This is a genomic window from Flavobacterium sp. 123 (assembly GCF_003634825.1).
Classification (GTDB): domain Bacteria; phylum Bacteroidota; class Bacteroidia; order Flavobacteriales; family Flavobacteriaceae; genus Flavobacterium.
Genome location: NZ_RBXD01000001.1, coordinates 2,834,889 through 2,861,509, shown reverse-complemented (window position 1 = coordinate 2,861,509; position 26,621 = coordinate 2,834,889). Strand labels below are relative to the sequence as shown.

28 protein-coding genes are annotated in these 26,621 nt (G+C 31.5%); 21 read left to right on the top strand and 7 right to left on the bottom strand.

Features of this window, described 5'->3' with window-relative positions; all coding sequences use genetic code 11:
- The first annotated feature begins 139 nt into the window (after positions 1–139).
- From acs to C8C88_RS12570, 8 genes are all read left to right on the top strand, one after another.
- The gene (gene acs, locus C8C88_RS12605) at positions 140–2,047 is read left to right on the top strand and encodes an acetate--CoA ligase (protein ID WP_121338460.1); all 1,908 of its coding nucleotides are present in this window, start codon (positions 140–142) and stop codon (positions 2,045–2,047) included.
- Positions 2,048–2,173: 126 nt separating this feature from the next.
- Positions 2,174–3,304 (top strand): NAD(P)/FAD-dependent oxidoreductase, encoded by a 1,131-nt coding sequence (locus C8C88_RS12600; protein ID WP_121338459.1) that lies wholly within the window; start codon positions 2,174–2,176, stop codon positions 3,302–3,304.
- Position 3,305: 1 nt separating this feature from the next.
- Positions 3,306–4,019 (top strand): methyltransferase domain-containing protein, encoded by a 714-nt coding sequence (locus C8C88_RS12595; protein ID WP_121338458.1) that lies wholly within the window; start codon positions 3,306–3,308, stop codon positions 4,017–4,019.
- Positions 4,016–5,068: a type III polyketide synthase gene (locus C8C88_RS12590; RefSeq protein ID WP_121338671.1), complete on the top strand. Its 1,053-nt coding sequence runs from the start codon at positions 4,016–4,018 to the stop codon at positions 5,066–5,068. Before C8C88_RS12595 ends, C8C88_RS12590 begins: the two co-directional genes overlap by 4 nt.
- 26 nt (positions 5,069–5,094) lie before the next feature.
- The gene (locus C8C88_RS12585) at positions 5,095–5,523 is read left to right on the top strand and encodes a 3-hydroxyacyl-ACP dehydratase FabZ family protein (RefSeq protein WP_121338457.1); all 429 of its coding nucleotides are present in this window, start codon (positions 5,095–5,097) and stop codon (positions 5,521–5,523) included.
- A gap of 35 nt (positions 5,524–5,558) precedes the next feature.
- The gene (locus tag C8C88_RS12580) at positions 5,559–6,833 is read left to right on the top strand and encodes a beta-ketoacyl synthase (protein WP_121338456.1); all 1,275 of its coding nucleotides are present in this window, start codon (positions 5,559–5,561) and stop codon (positions 6,831–6,833) included.
- A 34-nt stretch (positions 6,834–6,867) separates the two neighbouring features.
- A complete protein-coding gene (locus tag C8C88_RS12575; RefSeq protein ID WP_121338455.1) occupies positions 6,868–7,122 on the top strand; it encodes an acyl carrier protein in 255 nt (84 codons plus the stop codon).
- Positions 7,119–7,604: a 4'-phosphopantetheinyl transferase superfamily protein gene (locus C8C88_RS12570; RefSeq protein ID WP_121338454.1), complete on the top strand. Its 486-nt coding sequence runs from the start codon at positions 7,119–7,121 to the stop codon at positions 7,602–7,604. Before C8C88_RS12575 ends, C8C88_RS12570 begins: the two co-directional genes overlap by 4 nt.
- On the opposite strand, the gene C8C88_RS12565 is transcribed toward C8C88_RS12570, so the two are convergent.
- Complete coding sequence (locus tag C8C88_RS12565) at positions 7,597–8,193, bottom strand: PolC-type DNA polymerase III (RefSeq protein ID WP_121338453.1); 597 nt, start codon at positions 8,191–8,193, stop codon at positions 7,597–7,599. The genes C8C88_RS12570 and C8C88_RS12565 overlap by 8 nt on opposite strands.
- A 1-nt stretch (position 8,194) precedes the next feature.
- Positions 8,195–10,114, bottom strand: coding sequence for a DUF294 nucleotidyltransferase-like domain-containing protein (locus C8C88_RS12560; protein ID WP_121338452.1), 1,920 nt, complete (start codon positions 10,112–10,114; stop codon positions 8,195–8,197).
- A 184-nt stretch (positions 10,115–10,298) separates the two neighbouring features.
- On the opposite strand from C8C88_RS12560, the gene C8C88_RS12555 reads away from it, so the two are divergent.
- Both C8C88_RS12555 and C8C88_RS12550 read left to right on the top strand, forming a co-directional pair.
- A complete protein-coding gene (locus C8C88_RS12555; RefSeq protein WP_121338451.1) occupies positions 10,299–10,805 on the top strand; it encodes a DUF2911 domain-containing protein in 507 nt (168 codons plus the stop codon).
- A gap of 223 nt (positions 10,806–11,028) precedes the next feature.
- On the top strand, positions 11,029–12,258 hold the full coding sequence (locus C8C88_RS12550; protein WP_121338450.1) for a multidrug effflux MFS transporter: 1,230 nt from the start codon (positions 11,029–11,031) through the stop codon (positions 12,256–12,258).
- Positions 12,259–12,265: 7 nt separating this feature from the next.
- Here C8C88_RS12550 and C8C88_RS12545 read toward each other — a convergent pair whose 3' ends face one another.
- The 4 genes from C8C88_RS12545 to C8C88_RS12530 all read right to left on the bottom strand — a co-directional run bounded on the left by C8C88_RS12545 (position 12,266) and on the right by C8C88_RS12530 (position 17,275).
- Positions 12,266–13,522, bottom strand: a complete 1,257-nt coding sequence (locus C8C88_RS12545) for an NAD(P)/FAD-dependent oxidoreductase (RefSeq protein WP_121338449.1) — start codon at positions 13,520–13,522, stop codon at positions 12,266–12,268.
- 98 nt (positions 13,523–13,620) lie between these two features.
- Entirely contained in the window at positions 13,621–14,958 is a 1,338-nt protein-coding gene (locus C8C88_RS12540; protein WP_121338448.1) for a DEAD/DEAH box helicase, read from the bottom strand.
- Positions 14,959–15,100: 142 nt separating this feature from the next.
- Entirely contained in the window at positions 15,101–16,639 is a 1,539-nt protein-coding gene (locus C8C88_RS12535; RefSeq protein ID WP_121338447.1) for a DEAD/DEAH box helicase, read from the bottom strand.
- 108 nt (positions 16,640–16,747) lie between these two features.
- Positions 16,748–17,275, bottom strand: coding sequence for a DUF6155 family protein (locus tag C8C88_RS12530; RefSeq protein WP_121338446.1), 528 nt, complete (start codon positions 17,273–17,275; stop codon positions 16,748–16,750).
- A gap of 148 nt (positions 17,276–17,423) precedes the next feature.
- On the opposite strand from C8C88_RS12530, the gene C8C88_RS12525 reads away from it, so the two are divergent.
- From C8C88_RS12525 to C8C88_RS12510, 4 genes are read left to right on the top strand one after another with little or no spacing between them, the layout of a single operon-like run.
- Entirely contained in the window at positions 17,424–17,708 is a 285-nt protein-coding gene (locus tag C8C88_RS12525) for a DUF3817 domain-containing protein (RefSeq protein WP_121338445.1), read from the top strand.
- On the top strand, positions 17,701–18,966 hold the full coding sequence (locus C8C88_RS12520) for a mechanosensitive ion channel family protein (protein ID WP_121338444.1): 1,266 nt from the start codon (positions 17,701–17,703) through the stop codon (positions 18,964–18,966). The genes C8C88_RS12525 and C8C88_RS12520 overlap by 8 nt, the downstream gene beginning before the upstream one ends.
- 19 nt (positions 18,967–18,985) lie before the next feature.
- Positions 18,986–19,225, top strand: coding sequence for a hypothetical protein (locus C8C88_RS12515; RefSeq protein ID WP_121338443.1), 240 nt, complete (start codon positions 18,986–18,988; stop codon positions 19,223–19,225).
- Between the two features lies 1 nt (position 19,226).
- Positions 19,227–19,631 (top strand): ACT domain-containing protein, encoded by a 405-nt coding sequence (locus C8C88_RS12510; RefSeq protein ID WP_121338670.1) that lies wholly within the window; start codon positions 19,227–19,229, stop codon positions 19,629–19,631.
- Positions 19,632–19,636: 5 nt separating this feature from the next.
- Here the strand turns inward: C8C88_RS12510 and C8C88_RS12505 are convergent, their stop codons facing one another.
- Complete coding sequence (locus tag C8C88_RS12505; protein ID WP_121338442.1) at positions 19,637–20,020, bottom strand: acyl-CoA thioesterase; 384 nt, start codon at positions 20,018–20,020, stop codon at positions 19,637–19,639.
- A gap of 70 nt (positions 20,021–20,090) precedes the next feature.
- Between C8C88_RS12505 and C8C88_RS12500 the strand changes: the two genes are divergently transcribed.
- From C8C88_RS12500 to C8C88_RS12470, 7 genes are all read left to right on the top strand, one after another.
- Positions 20,091–20,486 (top strand): glyoxalase, encoded by a 396-nt coding sequence (locus C8C88_RS12500; protein ID WP_121338441.1) that lies wholly within the window; start codon positions 20,091–20,093, stop codon positions 20,484–20,486.
- Positions 20,487–20,686: 200 nt separating this feature from the next.
- The gene (locus C8C88_RS12495) at positions 20,687–21,400 is read left to right on the top strand and encodes an esterase family protein (protein WP_121338440.1); all 714 of its coding nucleotides are present in this window, start codon (positions 20,687–20,689) and stop codon (positions 21,398–21,400) included.
- Positions 21,401–21,412: 12 nt separating this feature from the next.
- Complete coding sequence (locus C8C88_RS12490) at positions 21,413–22,363, top strand: RimK family alpha-L-glutamate ligase (protein ID WP_121338439.1); 951 nt, start codon at positions 21,413–21,415, stop codon at positions 22,361–22,363.
- Between the two features lie 73 nt (positions 22,364–22,436).
- Positions 22,437–23,543 (top strand): carboxylate-amine ligase, encoded by a 1,107-nt coding sequence (locus C8C88_RS12485; RefSeq protein WP_121338669.1) that lies wholly within the window; start codon positions 22,437–22,439, stop codon positions 23,541–23,543.
- Between the two features lie 58 nt (positions 23,544–23,601).
- Positions 23,602–24,432, top strand: coding sequence for a type 1 glutamine amidotransferase (locus C8C88_RS12480; RefSeq protein ID WP_121338438.1), 831 nt, complete (start codon positions 23,602–23,604; stop codon positions 24,430–24,432).
- Positions 24,433–24,448: 16 nt separating this feature from the next.
- Entirely contained in the window at positions 24,449–25,639 is a 1,191-nt protein-coding gene (locus tag C8C88_RS12475) for a hypothetical protein (protein ID WP_121338437.1), read from the top strand.
- A gap of 406 nt (positions 25,640–26,045) precedes the next feature.
- On the top strand, positions 26,046–26,609 hold the full coding sequence (locus tag C8C88_RS12470; RefSeq protein WP_121338436.1) for a gluconate 2-dehydrogenase subunit 3 family protein: 564 nt from the start codon (positions 26,046–26,048) through the stop codon (positions 26,607–26,609).
- Positions 26,610–26,621 lie beyond the last annotated feature (12 nt).

Below are 26,621 nucleotides of genomic sequence, written 5' to 3'. Positions count from 1 at the left end.
GAACAAAAAAGCATAAAACGAACATATTGTTATTCAGAATGATTTTTTTTGTAAAAAATATAATTTTTTTAAGGAATTTATAATTTAAATAATTTTAAGAATAGCAATTGATTTAATACTTTTATAAAAAATTAAAACGATGAGCTATTATAAAATTGATAATTTAGAACAATACTTTAAGCACTACAATAAATCTGTCCGTGAACCAAGAAAATTTTGGGGAAAAATTGCCGAAGAAAACTTTACATGGTACCAATATTGGGATAAAGTTGTTGATTTTAATATGGCTGAAGCAGAAATTAAATGGTTTACAGAAGCTAAAGTTAATATTGTTAAAAATTGTATTGATAGACATCTTGCAAAAAGAGGAGATAAAACAGCGATTATCTTTGAACCAAATGACCCAAAAGAAGAAGCATTACACATAACCTACAATGAGTTATACGAACGTGTTTCTAAAATGGCAAATGTTTTACGGGAACAAGGGGTTAAAAAAGGAGATCGTGTTTGTATTTACTTACCAATGATACCTGAATTAGCGGTTTCAATTTTAGCTTGTGCTAGGATAGGAGCTATACATTCTGTTGTTTTTGCTGGATTTTCAGCTTCGGCGGTTGCAGCTAGAATTAATGATTGTGAATGTAAAATGGTCATTACTTCAGATGGTGGATATAGAGGAAATAAAACTATTGATTTAAAAGGAATTATTGATGAGGCATTAGTTAACTGCCCTTCAGTGACTTCTGTTTTGGTTTCTAAAAGAACTAATACTGAAATTAAAATGAAAGAAAGTCGTGACCAATGGTTGCAACCACTTTTAGACCAAGCTTTAAGTAATAATGTAGCTGAAATAATGGATGCAGAAGATCCTTTATTTATTCTTTATACTTCGGGTTCCACTGGAAAACCAAAAGGAATGGTTCATACTACTGCGGGGTATATGGTTTATACGGCTTATACTTTTAAAAATGTTTTTAGTTATGAAGAAAACGATATTTTCTGGTGTACAGCCGATATTGGTTGGATTACAGGTCATTCTTACACTTTATACGGTCCATTATTAAACGGAGGTACAACAGTAATTTTCGAAGGAATTCCTTCTTATCCTGATTTTAGTAGATTTTGGGAAACTATAGAAAAACATAAAGTAACACAATTTTATACAGCTCCAACTGCTATCCGTGCTTTGGCAAAAGAAAGTTTAGAATACATTCAAAAATTTCCTTTAAAATCATTAAAAGTAATTGGATCTGTAGGTGAGCCTATTAATGAGGAAGCTTGGCACTGGTACAATGATCATGTTGGGGATAAAAGATGTCCAGTAGTTGATACTTGGTGGCAAACAGAAACGGGTGGAATTATGATTTCGCCAATTGCTTTCATTACTCCTACAAAACCTACATACGCTACTTTGCCATTACCAGGAATACAACCTGTATTGATGGATGAAAGACGTAACGAAATTGAAGGAAATCAAGTAGTTGGTAGTTTATGTATAAAATTTCCATGGCCTGGTATCGCTAGGACAATTTGGGGAAATCATCAAAGATATATTGACACTTATTTCTCTGCTTTCCCTGGTAAATATTTTACTGGAGATGGAGCTTTACGTGATGAAGTTGGGTATTACAGAATTACAGGTCGTGTGGATGATGTAATAATTGTTTCGGGACATAATTTAGGAACCGCTCCTATTGAAGATGCTATTAATGAACATCCAGCTGTTGCAGAATCTGCGATTGTTGGTTTTCCTCATGAAATCAAAGGAAATGCACTTTATGGTTTTGTTATCCTTAAAGAAACAGGTGAATATAGAAATAAAGAGAATTTAGCTAACGAGATTAATCAACATATAACAGATCATATTGGACCAATTGCAAAATTAGATAAGATTCAGTTTGTGTCTGGTTTGCCTAAAACACGTTCTGGTAAAATTATGCGTAGAATTCTACGTAAAATAGCAGAAGGTGATTATTCAAATTTTGGGGATACATCTACCTTGTTAAACCCTGAAATCATTGATGAAATTAAAGAGGGAAAATTATAAATAAATAGAATATTTTTATTTTAAAAACTGTTTTGTCAATATTGATAAAACAGTTTTTTTTATTCCATTATTTTTTACACATTGAAATTCCTTAATATGAAATCAATTTGCTAAATTTACTGTAAGATGAAAGGTAATGAAGTATTAATTGTTGGTGGAGGATTAGCAGGATTAATCGCAGCAATACATTTGTCTAAAAATGGATTTCATGTAATTCTAATTGAAAAAAATGAATTTCCAAAACATAAGGTTTGTGGCGAATATATTTCTAATGAAGTTTTGGATTACTTGAGTTGGTTAGAAATTAATATTGAAGAATTAAAGCCTACACATATAACCGAACTTCAGTTTTCTAATTTCAACGGAAAAACAATTCATGCAAAATTACCTTTAGGAGGGTTTGGTATTAGCAGATATGCATTAGATCATTTTCTTTATAAAAAGGCAATTGCTAATGGCTGCAAAATCATTTTGGATACGGTAGATGATATTGTTTTTTTAGACAATCAATTCACGGTAAGCACTTCAAAAGGAACTATTTTTACCTCAGAAATTGTGATTGGAGCTTTTGGAAAACGTTCTATAATTGATCAAAAATTAAATAGAGATTTCATTCAAAAAAAAACAAATTGGTTAGCTGTTAAAGCGCATTATTCAGGTGTTTTTGAAAATAATTTAGTTGGTTTACATAATTTCATTGGTGGATATTGTGGTGTTTCAAAAGTAGAAAATAACACAATAAACATTTGTTATTTAGCTAATTACAAAACGTTCAAAAAGTATAAAAATATTGATAATTATCAGCGAGAAGTAGTTTTTAAAAACCCCAATTTAAAATTGATTTTCGAAAAATCTAATCTGATTTTTGAAAAACCGTTGACGATAAGTCAAATTAATTTTGAACAAAAACAAACAGTTGAAAATCATATTCTAATGATTGGAGATACAGCAGGGCTTATTCATCCTTTGTGTGGCAATGGAATGGCTATGGCAATTCATAGCGCTAAAATAGTTTCAGAATTAGTGCAGGACTATTTTACCAATGAATCTCAAACGAGATTAGAATTAGAAACAAAATATATTGAAAAGTGGAATTTTAATTTTAAAAAACGATTGTTCATTGGACGAGTTTTAGCTAAAATTTTACAGAGTCCAAGAATTTCGGTTTTATTAATGTCATTGTTAATTAAATTCCCAATACTATTGTCAAAAATTATAGAGAAAACCCACGGTAAACCAATAATTATAGAACAATAAAATGGCTTTAAATACAAAATATAGATCTGATGAGCCTGAAATTATGGACGATTTTACTTTGGAAGGTGAGGATTTAAGGGATGCCTTGGATAAAATAGCAAAAATCAATCAGCTGTTGGGTGGAAACAAGCTAACTTTACGAGGAGTTCAAAGTTTGTTAACCTCAATTTCGAAGTCGCAAAAAATTACAATAGTAGATGTTGGTTGTGGAAATGGTGATATGTTGCGAACTATATCTGATTTTGGATTGGAAAACGATTACAAATTTGAATTGATTGGAATTGACGCAAATGCTTTTACAATAAATCATGCGCGAAAATTATCCAAATGTTATCCTGATATAACCTATAAATGCCAAGATATTTTTGGTCAACATTTTGTTGAGTTAAAATATGATATTGTATTGTGTACTTTGACTTTACATCATTTTAAAGAAGAAGAAATTAATAAGTTGTTGACCGTCTTTAATGCAAATTCTAATATAGGAATAGTTATTAATGACTTGCATAGAAGCACTATTGCATATCGGTTATTTCAACTAATATGTATTGTTTTTCGATTGAATAAAATGTCCCGAGAAGATGGGTTGATTTCGATTTTAAGAGGATTTAAACGAAATGAATTAATCCATTTTTCTAAAAAATTGAATTTTAAAAACTACAGAATTAAATGGAGATGGGCATTCCGTTATGAATGGATAATTTCAAAAATATGAGTGTAAGAATTAAAACGGTTACGAAACAATTGCCAAAATACTTTAGGTCAACTGATGAAATTATTCCTTTTTTAGACACTTGGTTAGTAGGGCAAGACCAACGATTTATCAAGAAAGTAAAAAAAATTTTCGAAGGAGCAGCCGTTGATAAAAGGTATTCTATTATGGATCCAATCGAAGTTTTTACTAAAACATCTTTTGAAGAGAGAAATTCAATTTATGTTCGTGAAGTAATTGAATTAGGTACAAAAGTGCTACAAAAAGCATTGGTAAAATCTAATTGGAATCCGGAAGATTTAGATTATATAATAACCGTAAGCTGTACAGGAATTATGATTCCATCATTAGATGCATATTTAATTAATTCATTAAAATTACGCCAAGATATTGTGCGACTTCCTGTAACTGAAATGGGTTGTGCTGCAGGAATTTCAGGGATAATTTATGCTAAAAATTTCTTGAAGGCCAATCCAGGAAAACGTGCTGCCGTAATTGCTGTTGAAAGTCCTACGGCTACATTTCAACTGGAAGATTTTTCAATGGCGAACATAGTTAGTGCGGCTATTTTTGGAGATGGAGCTGCCTGCGTTTTACTTTCTTCACATGAAGAAGATGAAGGTCCTGAGATTCTTGCTGAAGACATGTATCATTTTTACGATAATATCCACATGATGGGGTTTAAGCTTACTAATTCTGGATTGCAAATGGTATTAGATATTGAAGTTCCCGAAACAATTGCGTCGCATTTTCCAGATATTATTCACCCTTTCTTAGAAAAAAATAATTCAAAAATTGAAGATATTGATCATTTAATTTTTCATCCTGGCGGAAAAAAAATTATTCAAACTGTTGAAGCTTTGTTTTTTGGATTAGGAAAAAATATAGATGACACAAAAGAGGTTTTGCGTTTGTACGGTAATATGTCAAGCGCTACGGTTTTATATGTTTTAGAACAGATTATGGATAAAAAGCCTAAAAAAGGAGAAAAAGGGTTGATGCTTAGTTTTGGTCCCGGATTTTCGGCACAACGTATTTTATTGGAATTTTAAAAATGATTATTTCATAAAAGTCAAACATGGAAAAAGAAATAATTGTATCAAAATTACCGTATGTTAAACCATTTTTATTTGTAGATGAAATCATTCGTATTAATGAAAATGGAGTTGAAGGGACATTTACTTTTGATAAAAATCTTGATTTTTACAAAGGGCATTTCAAAAATAATCCAGTAACTCCAGGTGTGATTTTAATTGAAGTTATGGCGCAAATAGGACTGGTTTGTTTAGGAATATTTTTATTAAATGATAAATTAAACAAAGAAGCTTCAATTGCTTTAACATCAAGTGAAATAGATTTTTTAAAACCTGTTTTTCCAAATGAAAAAGTAAATGTGATTTCCCAAAAAATATATTTTAGATTTGGTAAATTAAAATGTAAAGTGGCCATGTTTAATAATGACGGAATTGAAGTTTGTCGTGGTACAATAGCAGGAATGATTGTTTGAATCTCAACGTAATAGTATAGAAATTATATAGTAAAATGAATAAAAGAGTAGTTGTAACAGGTCTTGGTGTCGTTGCTCCAAACGGGGTAGGACTTGATAATTTTACTCATGCCATAAAAAACGGAATTTCAGGAATTAAACACGACTTGGAATTAGAAAGATTGCAGTTTTCATGTCAAATAGCAGGAAAACCTGAAATAACTCCAGAGTTAGCATTGCGCTATTTTTCAGAATTAGAATTGAAAAATTTTAACTCCTCGGGAATTTTATATGGTGTTATTGCAGGAATTGATGCATGGCTCCATGCGGGGTTATCGATGTCAATTAGTGATGAACCAGATTGGGATAGCGGAACTATTTTTGGAACAGGAACTTCGGGTATAGATAAATTTAGAGAAAGTATATATAAAATTGATGATTTTCAAACTCGTAAACTAGGAAGCACAGCGGTTGCGCAGACCATGAATAGTGGTGTAAGTGCTTATTTAGGAGGGAAAATAGGGCTGGGAAACCAAGTTACTACAAATTCCTCCGCTTGTACTACAGGTGCTGAAAGTATTTTGATGGGATATGAAAGAATCAAATCAGGGCAAGCAAAACGTATTTTAGCGGGAAGTACGAGTGATTCTGGACCTTATATTTGGGGAGGATTCGATGCTATGAGAGTGTGTACTTTTAAGCATAATGACTCACCCGAAAAGGGTTCAAGACCAATGTCGGCAATGGCTTCAGGATTTGTTCCAGGAAGTGGAGCAGGAGCTTTGTTACTAGAAGATTTAGAAACTGCATTAGAACGTGGAGCTACAATTTATGCTGAAGTTTTAGGAGGAAATATTAATTCCGGAGGACAGCGGGGTTTAGGAACTATGACTGCTCCAAATCCTATAGCGGTGCAAAAATGCATTAAAAGTGCCATTGAAAATGCAGGAATAAATCCAAACGATATTGATGCTATCAATGGGCATTTAACAGCGACATCAAAAGACAGTTTAGAAATTGAAAATTGGACTGTGGCTTTAGGAAGAAGTGGGGTTGATTTTCCTTATATTAATTCTTTGAAATCATTAGTAGGTCATTGTTTGTCAGGCGCTGGAAGTGTCGAAAGCGTGGCTTCGGTTTTGCAATTGTATCACGGATTTGTTTTTCCAAATATTAATTGTGAAGATATTAACCCTGAAATAACCGCTTTAATTGATGCTTCCAAGATTCCTCAAAAGCTGATTGAAAAAGAGTTGAATATAATTGCAAAAGCCAGTTTTGGGTTTGGAGATGTAAATAGTTGCGTAATTTTTAAAAGGTTTTCAGAGTAAAAAATTTCCAAATAAATTAGAAATAAAATTCATTATGAATAAAATAGAAGTAATTGCGAAACTAAAAGAAATAGTTAAACCGTATGTGCAAGATCAAAATGCATTTGAAAATCTCACCGAGAGTACCGATTTTATCAATGATTTAAAGATAAATTCAGCTAATTTAGTAGATATCATACTTGATGTAGAAGAAATATTCAATATAGAAATTGACAATCAATCTATGGAAAAAATGCTCAATTTAAAGGCAACGATTGAAGTTATAGAAGCAAAACTGTCTAAAAAATGATTGGTAATGATGTAGTAGATTTAGCTTTGGCTAAAATTGAGAGCAATTGGCAACGGTCTCGATTTTTAGCTAAAATTTTTACTAAAAAAGAGCAAGAAATAATTTTTCTTTCTGATGACCAAGAGTTGATGGTTTGGAATTTATGGAGTAAGAAGGAAGCGGCCTATAAAATATACAATCGAGAAACAGGGATTAGAGGGTATTTTCCTTTAGAAATAGAATGTGTTTTTGACGAATCTAATAGAGGAAATGTTGTTCTAAAAGGAAGAGAAGTTTATACTCAAACCTCATTTAATAATAATCAAATTCACACAATAGCAGTTGCTAAAAAAGAATATTTTGCTCAAATAAAACCCTTAAGTTTTGAAACTAAAATCATAAAAATAGATGGAATTCCGTTTGTAATGGATGGGTCTTCTAAAGCTCTAAAACCAGTTTCCATAAGTCATCACGGTGAATTTTGGAAAGGAATTACTATTTAATGCCTAATCTAGATTTTAATTTCAAGAACAGTAATGCAATTTTATAAGCATCTTCTGAAGATGAATTACGGTCGCTTTTTGGTGTTTTATAGATGGTACACAATTCATCAAGTGAAAATTGTTTATCAGTAATATCATGTAATTTTCTATACATTACATCAATATCTAAAGCCTCATTTTTTAATCTTCCACAACCTAATTTTTCTAATGATGCATTAATCATTTCTACATCAAAATCAACATGGTGACCTACTAAAGTTGCATTTCCGATATAATCGATTAGTGACATAATCGCCTCAGGTTCAACTAGTTTTTTCATCTTGCTTTCAACAATAAACTCATTTGAAAGTCCATTATCATGCAGAAACTTGTATTGTAATAATACCGCTTCAAAACTATCTCCAATGAAGATACTATTGTCAATTACTGCAAAAGATCCTATGGATAAAATCACATCTTTGACAGGATTCATTCCAGATGTTTCGGTAGAAATAATAACAAATCGATTGGACTTTTTTTCGAATTTAGAAAGATAGTTTTTCCAAAATTCAGGGTATTCTTTATTGATGTTTTTCAGCCAGTCTAGCATATTAAGAAAATTGAGTGAGTTGAAACTTGCTTTTAATTAATTCTTCTAATTCTCTCATTGGAGCAAAAGCATTTTTCAGCTTTTCACGTTCTATTTTAGTTAGTTCATTTAAATTAATATACTGACCTGAATCGTCGTTTTTCATTCCTTCTATGGTTCTGAATTTTGACAAGGTTAAAAAAGCATCCGCACAATTCAAGTAAATTTCAGCGTTTTTAGGATCTACAATTGCTAATTGTTTGAATCTAAAGTAAGTATTGTTAACTCCTTTTATATTGAAACTCAAAGCAAATAAACGGGCTCCATCAATAAGCGGCATTAATGCACGAGTTTTTATATCAAATTTGTTTTTATTAGGTCCTTCTTCTTCCTCAACGATGAATTTTTTGAAAAAGCTTAAAGGAGCATTTTTTCTAAGTGCATCATTTCCTAAGAAATCAAAGAATAAAGCGTTGTTTTTTGCATTTTGAAAAATGACATTTTCAATAGCTTCTTCAATTTTTGGTTCGCCAAAAGCTATTTCAAAATCAAAGAAAATACTACTTAAATCATTGCTGTTTTCACCTGGAGTATTCATCCAGCTACTGTATTGTTTTGTCCAGTCTGTCAATGATTTACACCAAAGCATATTGCTTCCCATATGACCATTTGGACAAAATGTATATCCAACTTTTTCAAGGGTTACAGTAGTTCTTCTACCTAGTTTTAGGAAATAATCTTTTACTTCTCTATACTTTTCTGGAGTTACATCTTCAAATATTAAAATGCTATCTTGATCGGTCAATAATAATTGTTCTTTTCTTCCTTGACTACCAATGCTTAACCAAGCAAAACGGGCAGGAGGAGAGCCTAAATCTAAAATGGATAGTTCTACAGAACGTTTTATTATGGCAAGATTTACTTCGCTTGCAATATTATTAACATGTGAAAGCGGTATATTTTTATGAATCGAATTTTGAATAAGATCAGTCAATCGGTCTCGAACTTCTTTCAGATCTTTTGCTGTTTGTGAGCGTTTAATTTCTTTTATTAAAACCCCAGGATTACTAGCTTGAGCCACAATCAAATCGTGTTCAGAAATAATTCCTTTTACCATTGATTTATTCGTTCCGTCTGCTGTTACACACAAATGGGTTACGTTATTTTTAATCATCAACAATTGAGCTTCCGCTAAAGAAACATTTTCAACAACCGTTAATACTGGTGAAGACATGATTTTATCTATTGTAGCGGATATCGGAAAACGTCCAGTAGCAATTTTTGTACACATATCCGTATGTGTAACAATACCAATGGGCATGTCGTTTTCGATGATAATAATGCTATTGACTAAATTGTTAGTCATAACTTGTGCTACTTCCGAAACAATGTTATTTGTTGTGGTTGTAAGTGGCGCTTTGTTGTAGGATAAGGATTGAAAATATTGCATTTCTGATTGTTGATCAGAATAGAAAACATTATCTGAAATCAGTTTTCCACGTAAATTTTCTTTGTCTTTATAATTATTTGAATTAGAAGCAAAACTCTCTAATAAAAAATCTAAAACCTCTGAATTATTAGCAACAAAAGGTCTGAAAGTTGCAATAGGAATCGCATAAACAATACTTTCTTCACGAGCTTTGGCTGTCATCATGTAATTGTTTTTTGCAAAAAACGGTCGTAATCCAAAGATATCGCCTTCATGACATTTGTTCAAAAGTGTTTCTTCGGCATCTGCAATTACAGATAAATTGATAACTCCAGAAGCTACAACATAAAAGCTATCGTGAAGAGAATCATCAATTTGGAATAAAGTTTTATGTTTTTCTAAGTTCACAACGCGAATATTTGACGCTATTTCTGACAACTCTTGAAAAGTTAAATTATCAAAGGGCTGGTATTCTTTTAAAAAATCAGCAATGTGTTCCGCAATTGTGTTCATAGATTTGATAAATGATTATGTATTGAATGTAAAAATAATAAAATAAACACTGACAATAAAATGCTATGGAAGTGAAAATTGTTATTTATATAAAAACTTAATTTTTTCTTAAAATCAAGGATAATTTCGGGAAATTTAATTCGGTTATTTTATATTTATTGCTTAAAATAAAACATTTAAAACCATGGGATTACAAAAAAAAATACAGGTATTGATTCTGACATTATTTATGGTAACTTTTGCAAATGCACAAGATAAACCATTAAGTTCAGCAGAGATTGCAAGCGGAAAAATTAATGATGCTTTAATTACTATCAAATACGGTAGTCCATCTGTTAAAGGTAGACAAATTTGGGGAAAATTAGTTCCTTTTAATGAAGTTTGGCGTGCTGGTGCAAATGAAGCAACAACTTTTGAAACAGATAAGGAATTAACAATCGAAGGAATGAAATTACCCGCTGGTAAATATTCTTTTTTTATTATTCCAAATGAAAATCAATGTGTGCTTATTTTCAACAATGATGCTAAACAATGGGGCGCTTATAAGTATAATGACAAAAAAGATCAGCTTAGAGTTATTGTTAAACAGAATATTTCTGATTCAAGAGTTGAAAAATTAGTATATACTATTAATCCGAATGATATTGCTTTAAGTTGGGATAATTGGAATATTTCATTCTCTGTGAAATAATTTTTATTTAAGTTTAAACAAAGCATCATCTTTAAATAGGTGATGCTTTTTAGTTATAAATATAATTAAGTCTATTTCTTTGGTTTGTTGGATATTCTATTTTACATAATATAAATTATAGTGCATAAAATGACATTGCAAACACTATCAAATGTATCAGATTTAATGATAAATTTTGATTCGTATTTTAAATATTTACCTTTGCCAAAAGTAATTCTACACAATGACTAAAGGAAAATACATTAAATTAATTTTGATTTTGGGTTCACTAACGGCATTAGGTCCGTTTTCTATTGATATGTATTTACCTGGTTTTGCTGGTATTGCTAAAGATTTGAATACTTCAGTTGCTAATGTTTCGTTGACATTGTCTAGTTATTTTATAGGAATTTCTGCGGGACAATTATTATACGGGCCATTATTAGATCGTTTTGGTAGAAAAAAGCCTTTGTTTTGGGGTTTGTTAGTCTATATATTGGCATCTTTAGAATGTGCATTTGTAACAGATATTGATGTTTTTATTGGATTGCGTTTTATTCAAGCTGTTGGAAGTTGTGCTGCAGCGGTTGCTTCGGTATCAATGGTACGAGATTTATTTCCTGTAAAAGATATTCCAAAAGTATTTTCATTATTAATGTTAGTTGTTGGACTTTCTCCAATGTTAGCTCCAACTATTGGTGGCTATATCACGGAAGATTATGGATGGCATACGGTGTTTTTTATATTGATGTTTATGGGAATTATAATTCTTTTGGCCTCTCAAATGCTTCTTCCTAATAGTTATGAACCTAATCTTTCTATTTCATTAAAACCAAAACCTATCATTACTAATTTTATAAGCATAATAAAAGTTCCTCAATTTTATACTTATGCTTTTTCTGGATCCATAGCCTTTTCTGGATTGTTTACTTATGTTGCTGCTTCTCCTATTTTATTTATGGACATCTTTAAGGTTGATCCTAAATCCTATGGTTGGATATTTGCGTTTATGTCTTTGAGTTTTATAGGTGCTAGCCAACTCAATTCATTGCTTTTAAGGAAATTTTCTAGTGAAAAAATGATATATGGCGCATTCTTAAGTCAATCTATCATAGCTATTGTTTTTTTAGTGTTAACAATGAATGATATGTTAGGATTGTATGGAACTATTGCTATGTTATTTCTGTTTTTAGCATGTTTAGGAATATCAAATCCAAATACGGCTGGACTTACCCTTGCTCCTTTTTCAAGAAATGCAGGTAGCGCATCCGCTTTGATGGGAGCTATCCAATTAGGATTTGGTGCATTTGCTTCTTTTTTAGTGGGTGTTTTTGTAAAAGATTCTATGACACCTATTGTAGTTATAATTGCAGTAACAACTATTGCTGCTTTTATAGTTTTGAATATTGGAAAAATAAAAATTAAAAATACTATTGTAAATTCCCCTAATGATGAAATTCAAATAGGGCATTAATAGCATTTTATTTTTTATCAGGTCTAATAATCATTCGTAAAGATTGATCTTTAGAGAAATAGGCAATCATCCAATGGTAGAATGTATTAATCCTATTGCGATACGTAATCAATGAAATTAGGTGTATAAATAGCCAAATCATCCAAGCGAAGAAACCTTTAAAATGCATTTTAGATTTTGGTAAATCAACCACTGCTTTGTTTTTTCCGATAATCGCCATCGAACCTTTATCATTGTATTCAAAGGGGTTTAATGGTTTATTTTGATGCATTAATTTGAAATTATCTGCTAAATTTATTCCTTGTTGAATGGCAACTTGTGCCACTTGTGGATGTCCTTCTGGAAAATTTTTATCGGTAAATTGAATACAGGTATCTCCTATTGCATAAATGTTTTGTGTCCCATTTACTTTGTTAAAAGCATCTGTTGCCATACGTTTGCCACGTCCGTAACTTTCTGCTGGAATTCCTTCAAATTCTCTAGCGGAAACTCCTGCTGCCCAAATTAGATTTTTAGTTTTAATGGTTTCTCCATTCGAAAAAAACACGGTGTCATCAACATAATCAACGACTCTATTATTAAGTTTTACAACCACTCCTAAGTTAGTCAAAGCTTCGAGTGTGTCGCTTTGTGATTCTTTGCTCATTGGTGATAATAATGCATCACCACCGTCAACTAAATATACATTACTGGCCGTTGTACTTAATTCTGGGTATTCTTTAAGAAAAATACTTCGTCTCATTTCAGCAAACATTCCAGAGACTTCAACTCCGGTTGGCCCACCTCCAACAACTACAACCGTTAAAAGCATTCTGCGTTTTCGGATGTCTTTACAAATGGCCGCTTTTTCTAAATTTTTTAAAATTGTATTTCTCATCTCAATAGCATCATTGAGTGTTTTCATTGGAATGGCGTTTTTCTTTACGTTCTCCATTCCAAAATAACTCGTTTCTGCTCCAGTTGCAAAAACCAGATAATCGTAATTTAATGTTCCATTATTAAGAATAATTTTGTTTTCAGCAGGAATTACCTTTTCAAGTTCTCCAAGTCGAAATTGCAAGTTTTTTTTACCTGCAAAAAACTTACGAAACGGATAACTAATGCTGGATGGTTCCAAAAAAGCTGTAGCTACCTGATATATGAGTGGTGGAAAGAAATTATAATTATTTTTATCAACAAGAGTAACGTTAATTCCTTCTTGATTTAATAGCTCTTTAGCTAGATTAATACCTGCAAAACCTCCTCCGATGATTATAATTTCCATAAAATTATTTTATAATTTGAGTTATAAAAAAAGCATCCTATAAATATACACTATTTATGGATGCTTTTAGAGGTATGATTTATTAAAAAAATCTAAAATTAGTTTCTTTTCATTTTTTTAATGGGCTTTTCTTTAGGTTCATTTTTGTTTTGCAACAGATGATTTGCTAATAATTTTTCAATCAATTCATCTTTAGTTAAATGATGAAAAATAGTTTTTACTTTTTCCTTTACCTCTGGATTAACATCGTGATTTGGTTTAGTTTTAAAGATTTGTTTTGCCCACAAAAGGGTATTATTTTCTTCAATACTAGTATCTGTAGGTTTTTTAAATTCAGTAAATTTTATTCCTAGTTCTTTTTCAAAATCAGCAATTTCTGGAACTTCTTCAGGTTGTAATACCGTTAATGAAAGTCCCTTTGCTCCTGCTCTGGCTGTTCTACCACTACGATGAACATAGACTTCATAAACATCGGGCAAGTGATAATTTACTACATAAGAAATTTCTTTGACGTCAATTCCTCTTGCTGCCAAATCCGTTGCAACTAATATATTAATATGGCCTTCGCGAAATTGTTCCATAATACGATCCCGAATTCCTTGCGATAAACTACCGTGTAAAGCTCCAGAAGAAAATCTGTTGATAGCCAGATTTTTGGCTAATTTATTAACGGCAGCTTTTGTTTTACAAAAGATAATTCCTCTTTCTCCTTCTTTTGAATTTAAAAAATGCATTAAAACATTTAGTTTTTCAATTGGATCAACTACGATATATTCGTGATCAATTCCTTGATTCCCTACAGTTTCCATATTAGCACTGACTTGAACAACATTTTTGTTTAAGTAGTTCTGAATGAGTTGTTTTATAGGTCCTGCTAAAGTAGCAGAGAATAAAAATGTTTTATGGTTTTTAGGGAGTTCTGTAATGATTTCGTCTAAACCTTCTTTTAAAATTGTTACCATTTCATCCACTTCGTCGAGTACGAGAAACTTGGTTTCTTTTAAGTTTATGGCTTTGCGTTGAATCAAATCAATTAAACGTCCTGGAGTTGCTACAACTATATGAGTTGGTGTTGTTAAGCGTTCTATTTGTGGTTTGATTGGAATTCCACCACAAGTTGCTGCAATAGAAACTTCAGGTAAATAAGTAGCAAAACTTTCTAAGTTTTTGAAAATTTGTTGCCCTAGTTCACGTGTAGGAACTAGAATTACGGCTTGTATTACGGGTGAATTAGTATCAATTAATTGTAAAATTGGCAATCCAAAAGCAGCTGTTTTTCCTGTACCCGTTTTTGCAAGCCCAACTAAATCCGTTGTATTGGATAAAAGTAATGGAATTGTTTTTTGTTGAATTTCTGTTGGCACAACAATTTTCAAATCAGAAAGTGCCTTCAGTATGGGAGTGGAAATTCCTAAATCAGAGAATTGTTTTTGCATTTTTTTGAATTTTATAATTTTATAAAAAAGTGATGTTTTCTACTTTATTTTTAGCCCCGATAGCAGCGAAAATCCTTTTCCTTTTTTTCTTTAAAAAGGAAAAGATTGCAACGAATAGCGGGATTAGCTCCTAAAGTATAAATCAATCAGGTTCGTTCATGATTTTTTCACGATACTTTTTACCGGTTAACAAAACTAATTTTAGTTTGTAATCGTCAACTAACCATTCGCGGTAGTTTTTACTGCATTGGCTCAAGCATTTTGAATAGCGTTTGATGCGACATTCAATATCGTCATCAAGTAATTTTCCTAGCGCTTTAGCTTCTTGCAGCGTTTCAGAATTATCAATACACATTGACGCATGTTGCTCCAATGATTTTTCTAAAACTACTTTTGAACGCAGATTTTGTTTGATAATCAGTTTGTGTTCTTCATCTACATCAAAAGTTACATCCGCAGTTTTGCTAAATTTAGCACGAACTTCTGGAGGCATTGAATATTTGAAATACAATTCGATTTCAGTATCATCACGTAAATTTTCTAGATAAAATTCTGGTGATTTAAAAATGTGTTGCCAGTTTACGGGTTCGCTCCACAAGCCAAAACGAGCGGCATTGTTTCCTAAATCGATAACGGTAAATTCATCTTTATGAGCTAATTTTCTGGAACCACGACCAATCATTTGAAAATATAAAGTCAATGATTTTGTAGCTCTGTTTAGAATAATTGTCTCTACTGTAGGCTCATCAAAACCTGTGGTTAAGATTCCTACCGAGGTCAAAATAGCATCTGGCGTGTGTTTGAACCAATGTAAAATATCTTTTCGTTCTTCGGCACTGCTGGTATTATCTAAGTGACGAATACCATAACCTGCTTCTCGGAATGTTTCGTATACATACAATGATGTATTTATTCCATTATTGAAAATCAATGTTTTCTTACCTAACGATTTCTCGGTATAAGCATGCAATAATTTTTCTTGCATGGCCATATTGGTATATAAATCATCCGAAGATTTTACGGTGTAATCCCCGTTGATTCCAACTTTTAGAGAAGTTAATCCTACATCATAGCTGTAAGTTATGGCTTTCGCCAAAAATCCTTTGTCGATTAAAGAACCAATGGTGTCTCCTACGATTAATTCATCATAGCTTTCGTGCATTGGTAATTTAATATTAGAACTCAAAGGCGTTGCAGTAACTCCTAATATAAATGCGTTTTTGAAAGAGCTCAATAATTTTCGGAAGGAATTATAATGCGCCTCGTCAATAATTACAAGCCCAATGTTATCCAAATGCAATTTTTCATCATTGATTCGGTTTTTTAGTGTTTCAACCATCGCCACAAAACAAGAATAATCGTTTTGGTCTGGTAGGTCTTTAACTTTACTATTTATGATTTTGTTTTTGACATCAAATCCTTTGAGCATTTTTGAAGTTTGCTTACAAAGTTCAATTCGGTGTGTTAAAACGACCACTTTTTTGTCATGCTTGGATAAATAGCGTCTTACGATTTCTGAAAAAATCACAGTTTTTCCTCCACCTGTAGGCAATTGATACAATAAATGATGTTGTTGGGGGCCATTATCTATGCGTTCAAAAATGGCATCTATGTCACCTTTTTGGTAAGCATAAAGTTCTTTTTTGTCCTCGATTTCTATTTCTAATGTATTTTGCGGCATTTATTTTTATTGGATTTTTGCAAAAGTACGCCTAAAAAACAGTTAATCCGCTACTTTTAATTTAAAAGAATTAGATTGGATTAAATAAAATTGGTTTATGGGGATAAATTAATACTCAAATCGTTCAATAACGGCATTGAATTCAGGTTCATTTTTCCATTTTTGAGCAATGGTTTCTTTGTGAATGTTCATTATACGGGGTTTAAACTCGGTTAAAATACCATTCGAAATCAAGAAACTTATGACTTGCTCAAAGGAATTAAACATACTTTTATAGAAAAGTTCTTGCTTGATAAGATTTTCGGAAGAATATGCTTGAGCGATTTCAATATTGTATAACATTACATCAGCAATTACAAATGGATCTACTCCTAACAAGATGAAATGTTTGATGTATTTCTGTGCCACAGAGCGTCTCATCTTAGGTTTGCATCGTCGTCCTGAATTTTTTATAGGAAAATATTCATTCGAAATTTTGAGTTTGCATTCCTGCAAAAGTGTTTCTTCTTTTGGATTAAAAACAAAATTATAATACACTTTTACGGGACTGAATTTTTCATACAACGCTAAGATTTGTTCTTCAAGTTGCTCTTTATTCAGCTCCGACAGGTATTTTTTTAAATCACGTTTGCTCATTATCAAAGTTTAAGATTACAAAAGTAAATTACTTTGACAATGAATGCATCAAAAACGAACGATAATACCTAATTTTGTGTGTGTAAAAGTCCTTAAAACAGGATTTTTAGTTCTTTATCTATTCTTTAAATCGTTAATTGTATTTTAAATGCTCAAAATTTTTAAAATTATCGCAATCCTTGAAGGGATTTCATATTTGGTTTTATTTTCAAATATGCTTTTTATCAAACCAACAAACTTTGATTTATATAAAACACTATTATTTCCTATAGGAATGGCTCACGGTTTATTATTTGTTGGCTACATCATTTTAGCATTGATGTTGAAATTTGAAGATAATTGGGGAATGAAAAAATTAGGCCTTGTTTGTGCGGCTTCTGTAGTGCCATTTGGTACATTTTACATGGAGAAGAAATACTTGAGAAATGTATAAAATCATTGAAAAGATATTCACTTTTTTATATCCAATTTTCAGAAAATGGGGATTGGGAAGTACTTTTGCGTCCTACCTGAGCTTAGTGCTAAATATTTTAGTTTTATGTCTTATATCCTATTTGATTTATTTAGTTTTTAGATTTGTTTTGGTTAAAGTAATGGCCATTATAGCACGAAATACTAAAACTAGATTTGATGATATTCTGGTTGCTAATAAGACTGAAAAGTATATTGCGCATTTAATTCCGCTGTTGTTCATTTATAAAGCAGTTCCAATTATTTTAGATCGATTTGAATATTGGGAAAGTGTTTTCGGAAAATTAGTTGGTGTATACATTGTTCTTCTACTATTGTGGATTATTAGAACAATTTTTAGTTCCCTAAGAGATTATTTGAAACTGAAACCTCGATATAGTGATAAACCAATTGATAGTTTTATTCAAGTTATCATGATAGTGTTTTGGTTGTTTGGTCTGACAGTTATTGTATCAAAAATATTTGATATCAACCAAAATGAACTATTGACTATTTTAGGAGCTGTTTCTGCGGTTATTATTTTAGTTTTTAGAGATACGATTTTGGGTTTTGTAGCGAGTGTTCAGGTTGCGATTAACGACATGGTTCGTATAGGAGATTGGATTACAATGGAGCGCTATGGAGCTGATGGTGATGTTATCGAAATCAATTTGGCTACGGTTAAAGTTCGAAATTTTGATAATACGACCACTACAATTCCAACGTATAGTTTGATTTCAGATTCGTTCAGAAACTGGCGTGGTATGTTGAATTCAGATGGGAGACGCATCAAAAGGCACGTGCTTATAAAAACAGGGAGTATCCGATTTTTGAATGACACCGAATTAGAAAATTTAAAAAAAATTGAACTCATTAGCGCCTATATTGATACTCGAAAAGCAGAAATTAATAAATACAATTTAGCACATAATATCGATAAATCTGTGCCTGTTAATGGACGAAACATGACAAATTTTGGTGTTTTTAGAAAATATATAACAGAGTATTTGCATCAACATCCAGGATTGAATAAGGAGATGATTATGCTTTGCAGACAATTACAAGCAACTTCTCAAGGGATTCCTTTAGAGATTTATGCTTTTTCGTATGACAAACGCTTTGAAAATTATGAGTACATTATGGCTGATATTTTTGATCATATTATTGCCTCAGTAGGCTATTTTGATTTGGAAATTTATGAGCTTCCTACTGAAAAATCAATCGCTTCTTCGGGAATTTAATGGGCTAAACACATACATTATGACTTTAACAGACTGGATTGGATTTATTGGAGTAACCCTACTTTCGATAGCCTATTTTCTGAACCTTACTAATAAATTATCTAAAGAGAGTTTAGGATATTTATCTATAAATTTTATGGGAGCTGGAATAGCTTGCTTTGCTTCTATCCTATTGGATTATATGCCTTTCATTATTTTGGAAGGTTCTTGGACATTAGTTTCTGCGTATGGGATTATTCAGTATTTTAAAAAGAAATAAAATGACTGGAGAAAAAGATTTAGAAAAATTACTCAAAACCATGAAACCGAAGTTAAACGAAGGTGAATATGTTTTTTGTGTAATGAATTCAGTAGTGAATTTAGCGGATAGTGATGTTCTTATGTCCTTCAAAGAGCAAGAAGGAACTACAATTATACTTAAAAAAGAAGTAGCGAATTTACACTCACTTCCCTACTCCTATAGTGCTTCATGGATAACATTAACGGTTCATTCTTCTTTAGAAGCTGTTGGTTTGACTGCAGCTTTTTCTAAAGCTTTATCTCAAGATGGGATTAGCTGTAATGTAGTTGCGGCTTTTTATCACGATCATATTTTTGTAGACAAAAAAGACACAGATAAAGCTATGGAAATTCTAAATCGTTTTTCAAATGAAACAAGTATTTAGATTTTTCACAAACGATCTTTAACGTATTCTATTTGAGTTTTGCCATGTGCTTGTGGTTTTCCATCTGCGCCAAGACTAACCATAGTTGTGTTGTCAATGGTAATAATGGTTTCACGTGTCATCATATTTCTAGCTTCACAAGTCAATACGAGCGATGTGTTTCCAAATTTCACCACGTCAATTCCAATTTCAATAATATCTCCTTGTTTTGCAGAGCTTCTGAAATTAATTTCCGACATATGTTTGGTAACAATTCGAGAGTTTTCTAATTGAATAATCGAATATAAAGCTAGTTCTTCGTCAAGCCAAGCTAATAGTTTTCCTCCAAATAAAGTTCCGTTTGGGTTCAAATCTTCGGGTTTCACCCATTTTCTAGTATGAAATCTCATATTGTTTATTTATAATGACAAAAATAAGCTTTTACTATTGCTATTTTTTTTATTTTTAAAGAAAAAACAGATGAATCAAAGAGATGCTTTTTTAAAAGAATTCCGTGGTCCAACATTAGGAACCGTGACACCTCAATCCTCAGCAGATGAATTGTTTCAAAATGAGGTACTTCGTCCAATTTTGAAACTGCAAAACGATTTGTTTATTGTTTCATTTCTAAATTATACAAGTAAAAATCATATTGATTTTAATGCGCATTCCATTGAAAAAAGAATGACCATTATAGACAATGCCATTCAAAAAGATATCAAGTTTAGAAATTCTTTGAAAGGAATGATTATTGGATTATTCACCGCAGAGGAATATGCCTTGTATATCAAAAATTCTTCTAGTCTAAACAAAAGGATGATGGGAATGCTTATCGAAAGATTAAAAAGTCAAATACAACTCTTTGAAACTATTTAATTATAATTGGACAAGGATTACAATTTCTTAAGCAGCTTTTTGTTGCTTAAAATTTAAAAAAAAAGGTCTTATTTAAGTAAACGTTATTGATTTATCATCATTTGATTATCATTGCGTTTTTTTGTAAAAAAATTCCACTAATCATATAAAATAATGCCTCAGGCTCGTTTTTTTTCATTATAATTGTTAAAAATAAAGCTATGAAAGAAGCGTATTTTAAATGGTATTCGCCAAATTTGAGCAGAGATGTTGAAATGCTAGTTTTTGGTCATGCTGGATATCCTGTAATTTTATTCCCAACTTCTATGGGGAGCTTTCATGAAAACAAGGATATGGGATTAATTGAATCTGCTAAATGGTATTTAGAACAAGGATTAATCCAAATATTTTGTCCGGCGAGTATTGATAAAGATAGCTTTTACAACAAACAAATTTACCCGATTCATCGTATTGAAAATCATGTTTGGTATGATAAAATGATTTGTCATGAGTTAGTTGAACGAGTTAAAAACAATACTCCTTCTGGAAAAGTAGCACTTGCTGGATGTAGTTTTGGAGGGTATCATGCCGCTAATTTTGCTTTTCGACACCCAGGTTATGTGAGTCATATGTTTTCTATGAGCGGAGCATTTAGCATCAAGAGTTTTATGGATGGATTTCATAATGATGATGTTTTTTATAATAGTCCTGAAGATTATCTGTATGGTTTAAACGATCCTGAATTATGGAATATGGATATTGTTTTAGGAACATCAAATTGGGACATTTGTTATGATTCTAATCTAAAACTTAGCAAAATATTAAGTGATAGAAACGTACATCATTGGTTGGATATCCGACCAGATAGAGAACACGATTGGCCTGTTTGGAAAGAAATGTTCCCACATTATTTATCTCGAATTAAATTTTTCTAAAAATAGATTAATATGAAAAAAATTGGAATTTTATATGGTATGGAAGATACCTATCCTCAGGCTTTTATTGATAGAGTGAATTCAAAAAACGAGAAAGGAATTATAGCCGAAGCAGTTTCTATAGATAAAGTAGTTCAAAATCAAGGAGGAGAATATGCTGTAATTATAGACAGAATTTCGCAAGATGTTCCTTTTTACCGCGCCTATTTAAAGAATGCTGCACTTACGGGAACTAATGTGATTAATAATCCTTTTTGGTGGAGTGCGGATGATAAATTTTTCAATAATGCTTTAGCGAATACTTTAGGCGTTCCCTTGCCTAACACCGTTATTTTACCTTCTGCGGAACATCCTACTGATACAACCGGAAATTCTTTCAGAAACCTAAAATATCCAATGGATTGGCAGTATATTTTTGATTACATTGGTTTTCCTGCATACATGAAACCTTATGCTGGTGGTGGCTGGAAAAATGTATATCGCCTTGAGAACAAAGAAGAATTTTGGGAGAAGCATCAGGAAACGGGACAATTAGTTATGATGTTACAAGAGGAAATTGTATTCACAGAGTATTTCAGAGTATACTGTTTGGGTTGTAAAGCAGTTCGAATTATGCAGTATGAACCTAGGAATCCGCACCATTTACGCTATGTGATAGATGGACCGCCAGTAGATAAAAAGTTACTCGCTACCATAAAAGAGTACACTTTACGCCTTTGTAAAGGATTAGGATATGATTTTAATACTGTTGAATTTGCTGTTCGAGATGGAATTCCATATGCCATAGATTTTGGAAATCCTGCGCCTGATGCGGATATTAATTCTGTTGGAGCAGAGAATTTCGAATGGGTTGTGGAAGAATCAGCTAAAATGGCTATTGCTTTCGCAAAAAAACAAAAATCAGGAAAAATCAATTTGACTTGGGGTACTTTTATCAAAGAAGCTGTTGCTGAGAATAAATAAATTATCTATCCAATTTGAATGTAAAAGAGTATGCTGTGCTTCCGAAAGGAACTGTTTTTAAAAAAGAATGAAAATGAAAAAATTGCCGATTTTTACACTTGGTGTTGAAGAAGAATATCAAATTATAGATCCTGTTACTAGAGATTTACGTTCCCATTTATCAAAAATTGTTGATGGTGCAAAAATAATTTTAAACGAGCAGGTCAAAGCAGAAATGCATCAATCTGTGGTTGAAGTAGGGACTAATATTTGTAATAGTGTTAGTGATGCCAGAAATGAGATTCGGTTTTTGAGGTCAAAAATAGTTGAATTAGCTCATAAACAAGAACTGATTGTAGGTGGTGCAGGAACCCATCCCTTTTCTAAATGGCAAGACCAACCCATAACGGATGATCCCCGATATCATGACATTGTTAATGAATTGCAAGATGCAGCGCGTTCTAATTTAATTTTTGGAATGCATTGTCATGTAGGTATTGAAAATCGAGAAATTGGCTTGCAATTAATGAATCAAGCAACCTATTTTTTGCCACATATATTTGCGCTTTCTACAAATTCTCCTTTTTGGGAAGGAAGACAAACGGGATATAAATCTTTTAGAACTAAGGTTTTTGATAAATTTCCAAGAACTGGATTGCCTGAATATTTTGATTCCGTAAGTTCCTATGAAAATTATTTAGACACATTAGTTAAAACCAATTGTATTGATAATCCTAAAAAAATATGGTGGGATTTACGTCTACATCCATTTTACAATACCATCGAATTTAGAATTTGCGATATGTGTTTAACTGTGGAAGAAACAATTTGTATTGTAGCTATAATTCAGGCTATTGTGGCTAAGTTGTACAAACTAAACATGAACAATACCAGTTTCAATATTTATCGTTTGGCACTGATTAAAGAAAATAAATTTAGAGCTGCTCGTTACGGAATCGATAATAATATGATTGATTTTGGATTGCAAAAAGAAGTAGAAACTAAGATGCTGATTCTGGAATTATTGGATTTTATTGATGATGTAGTTGATGAATTAGGCAGTCGGGAGGACATTAATTTTGTGCATGAAATATTAAAAAACGGAACTGGAGCAGATAAACAATTGGCTGTTTTTCAACAAACAAATGATTTATGTAAGGTTGTAGATTTTATTACAGATGAATTTACTAAAGGGCTTTAAATCAAAAAATCACATATAAAAAATCAATATATTTGTATGATTTTTTAAAAATAACATAATGAATCAAAATACCATAAAAGTTGCAATTTTAGATATGTATAATGGCGAGCCAAATCAAGGAATGCGCTGTATTATTGATGTCATAAATCGATTTACCCCAGTTATTAGCTTTGAGATTTTTGATGTAAGAAAAAAAGCTGAATTACCTAATATAGAAAAATTTGATATTTATATTTCCTCTGGTGGTCCAGGAAATCCCTTGGTTGGTGATGGGGATTGGGACGTAAAATACTATGAATTTATTGATAAGCTCAATAGATGGAATACCGAAAATGAAGTTAAAAAACACGTTTTGTTTATATGTCATTCGTTTCAAATGGCTTGTAAACATTTTGGCTTGGCCGAAATTACAAAGCGCAACGATACTTCTTTTGGTGTGATGACTATTCATAAAACAAAAGAAGGAATTAACGATCCTCTTTTTGAAGGATTAGACGATCCGTTTTACGCTATTGATTCTAGAGATTATCAGGTTGTTCAACCCAATTTGAGTGTTTTTAAAGCCAAAGGTGCTAAAATCATTTCTTTGGAAAAAATACGGGATTACGTGCAATATGAGCGAGCAATTATGGCGGTTCGGTTCACAGATTATTTTGTTGGTACTCAATTTCATCCAGAAGCAGATCCAATAAGTTTTATTTCGCATCTTAGAAATAAAGAGGTTAAGGATAAGATTAGAAAAATGAAAGGAAAAAGAAAGTTCCGAAATATGTTGGAAGATTTATTAGATGATGATAAAATATACCGAACAAATGAAACTTTAATACCAAATTTTCTCCGTATTGCTATAAATGACTTGATAAAAACAAATAAAACACTTTCTAATTAATTAAAGAAATAAGAATATGGTTTCTAAATATCGGGAGTTATTTAATGCTCAATTTACAGAAGATAAATACCAGCAATTAAAAGATGATATTGCTTCTGATTTTGATTACATGCCAACTTTTCGATTAGGAGAAACACCGTTTTTTATTTCAAATGAACTAAAAAATCAATTGATTGAAGGTTCAAATGAAGTTATAGCTTTGATTAAGGACGAAAGGTTTAAATCTTTAACTGATAAATCGTTAGAATTAAATAATAAAGTTCCAAATGAAGATGAACACACCACTTTTTTGGCTATTGATTTTGGGATATGTGAAGAAGATGGACTTGTTATTCCTAAGTTAATTGAGGTTCAAGGATTCCCTTCTTTATTTAATTATCAGATTAATTTATATGAAAAATTCAAGAAGCAATATTCTTTTCTTGAATCGTTAACGCCTTTTGTTAATGGCATTGAATCTCAAGAATATCTGACTATTTTAGAGGATGTAATTTGTAATAATCATCCCAAAGAAAATGTAGTTTTACTTGAGATTGAACCTGAAAAGCAAAACACAAAAATTGATTTCTACTACTGCCGAAGAGATATTGGTATTCCTATAGTATGTGTTACAGATGTAATAAAAAAAGGGAAACAACTATTTTATAAAAACGAAGCTGGAAATGACATTCAGATAAAGCGAATTTACAATCGAGTCATTTTTGATGAATTAGATTTGCGAACAGATTTAAAATTGAATTTTAGTTTTTCAGATGACCTAGATGTAGAATGGGCGGGCCATCCGAATTGGTTTTTTAGAATCAGTAAGTTTATTTTACCTTTTTTAAAAGGAAAGTATTTTATAGAAACTACTCTTTTGAGTGACTTAAAAGAAATACCTGAAGATCTTGAAAATTATGTTCTAAAGCCTTTGTTTTCGTTTTCGGGTTCAGGTGTTATTTTTCATGTAAAAAAAGAAGATGTCGAATCTGTTTTGGATAAAGAACTTTATATTCTGCAAAAGAAAGTTAATTATATTCCTATAGTACAATCGCCAGATGGAAAGGTTAAAGCTGAAATTCGAGTCCTTTGTGTATGGAAAAAAGGGAATGATTCCCCTACTCTTCTTTGTAATCTAGCTAGGCTGAGTCGTGGCGAAATGATAGGTGTTAAATTTAATAAAGACAAGGATTGGGTTGGTGGTACATTGGGGTTATTTGAAAGATAAATTTCGAATAATGTTTCCAGAATTAAAGCTTAAATTTCTCTAGTTTTTAGGAGCGTATTTTTTTTAAAATTATTTCAACATAAAACGTCATTTTAACGCAATGAGGACGAAAAAAACGTTGTAGAAGCTTTTTTTGGAATAAAAAACCTACTTAAAATCGCGTTATTACTCTTTTTAACATTTTATGATAATTCTTAAAACTGCATTTTCCTTTGTGTTTAACTAAATTGAGCTAGTTTTTGATGAATTTTTTAAAGCTAAACCCTTAATAATTTATAAATTATTTAATTCCGTCAATAAATTAACATTAAAAAAACGAATCTGTCTTTTTTTTATTTATTATTGTAATGCATTAATAATTGCATAATTTTCATCAATAATTTATAATAAATAATAATTATATCAAATGGATAGACGGGAAGCACTAAAAAAAGTAGCGTTTTTAATGGGTGGCGCAATATCAGCGACAACAATGGGAGTTTTATTTGAAAGTTTTACTGTTTTAGATAAGGATAAAAACTTTATATCTTTCTCTGCAACAGATGAAGAAATCTTAGCTGAATTTGCAGATATTATAATTCCAACTACAGCATCATCTCCTGGAGCTAAAGCAGCAGGATTGGGAGCATTTATTCCAATGATGGTTCGTGATTGTTACCCAGCTCAAATGCAACAAATTTTTGCTTCTGGAATGAAAGATATGCAAGCGAAATGCTTAAAAGATTTCAATAAAGATTTTATGTCAATGTCTATCGAAGAGCGTCAAAAATTAATGCATAGTTTAACTGATGAAGCTATTGCTTCTAATAAAGCACCTTCATTCTTTTTGATCGCTAGAGATTTAACAATTCTTGGTTATTTCTCTTCAGAAATTGGATGTACTCAAGCTCGTGAATATCTTCCAGTACCTGGTAGATATGATGGAAGTGCAGAATACAAACCTGGACAAAAAGCTTGGGCTACTAACTAGTAGTTATCAAAA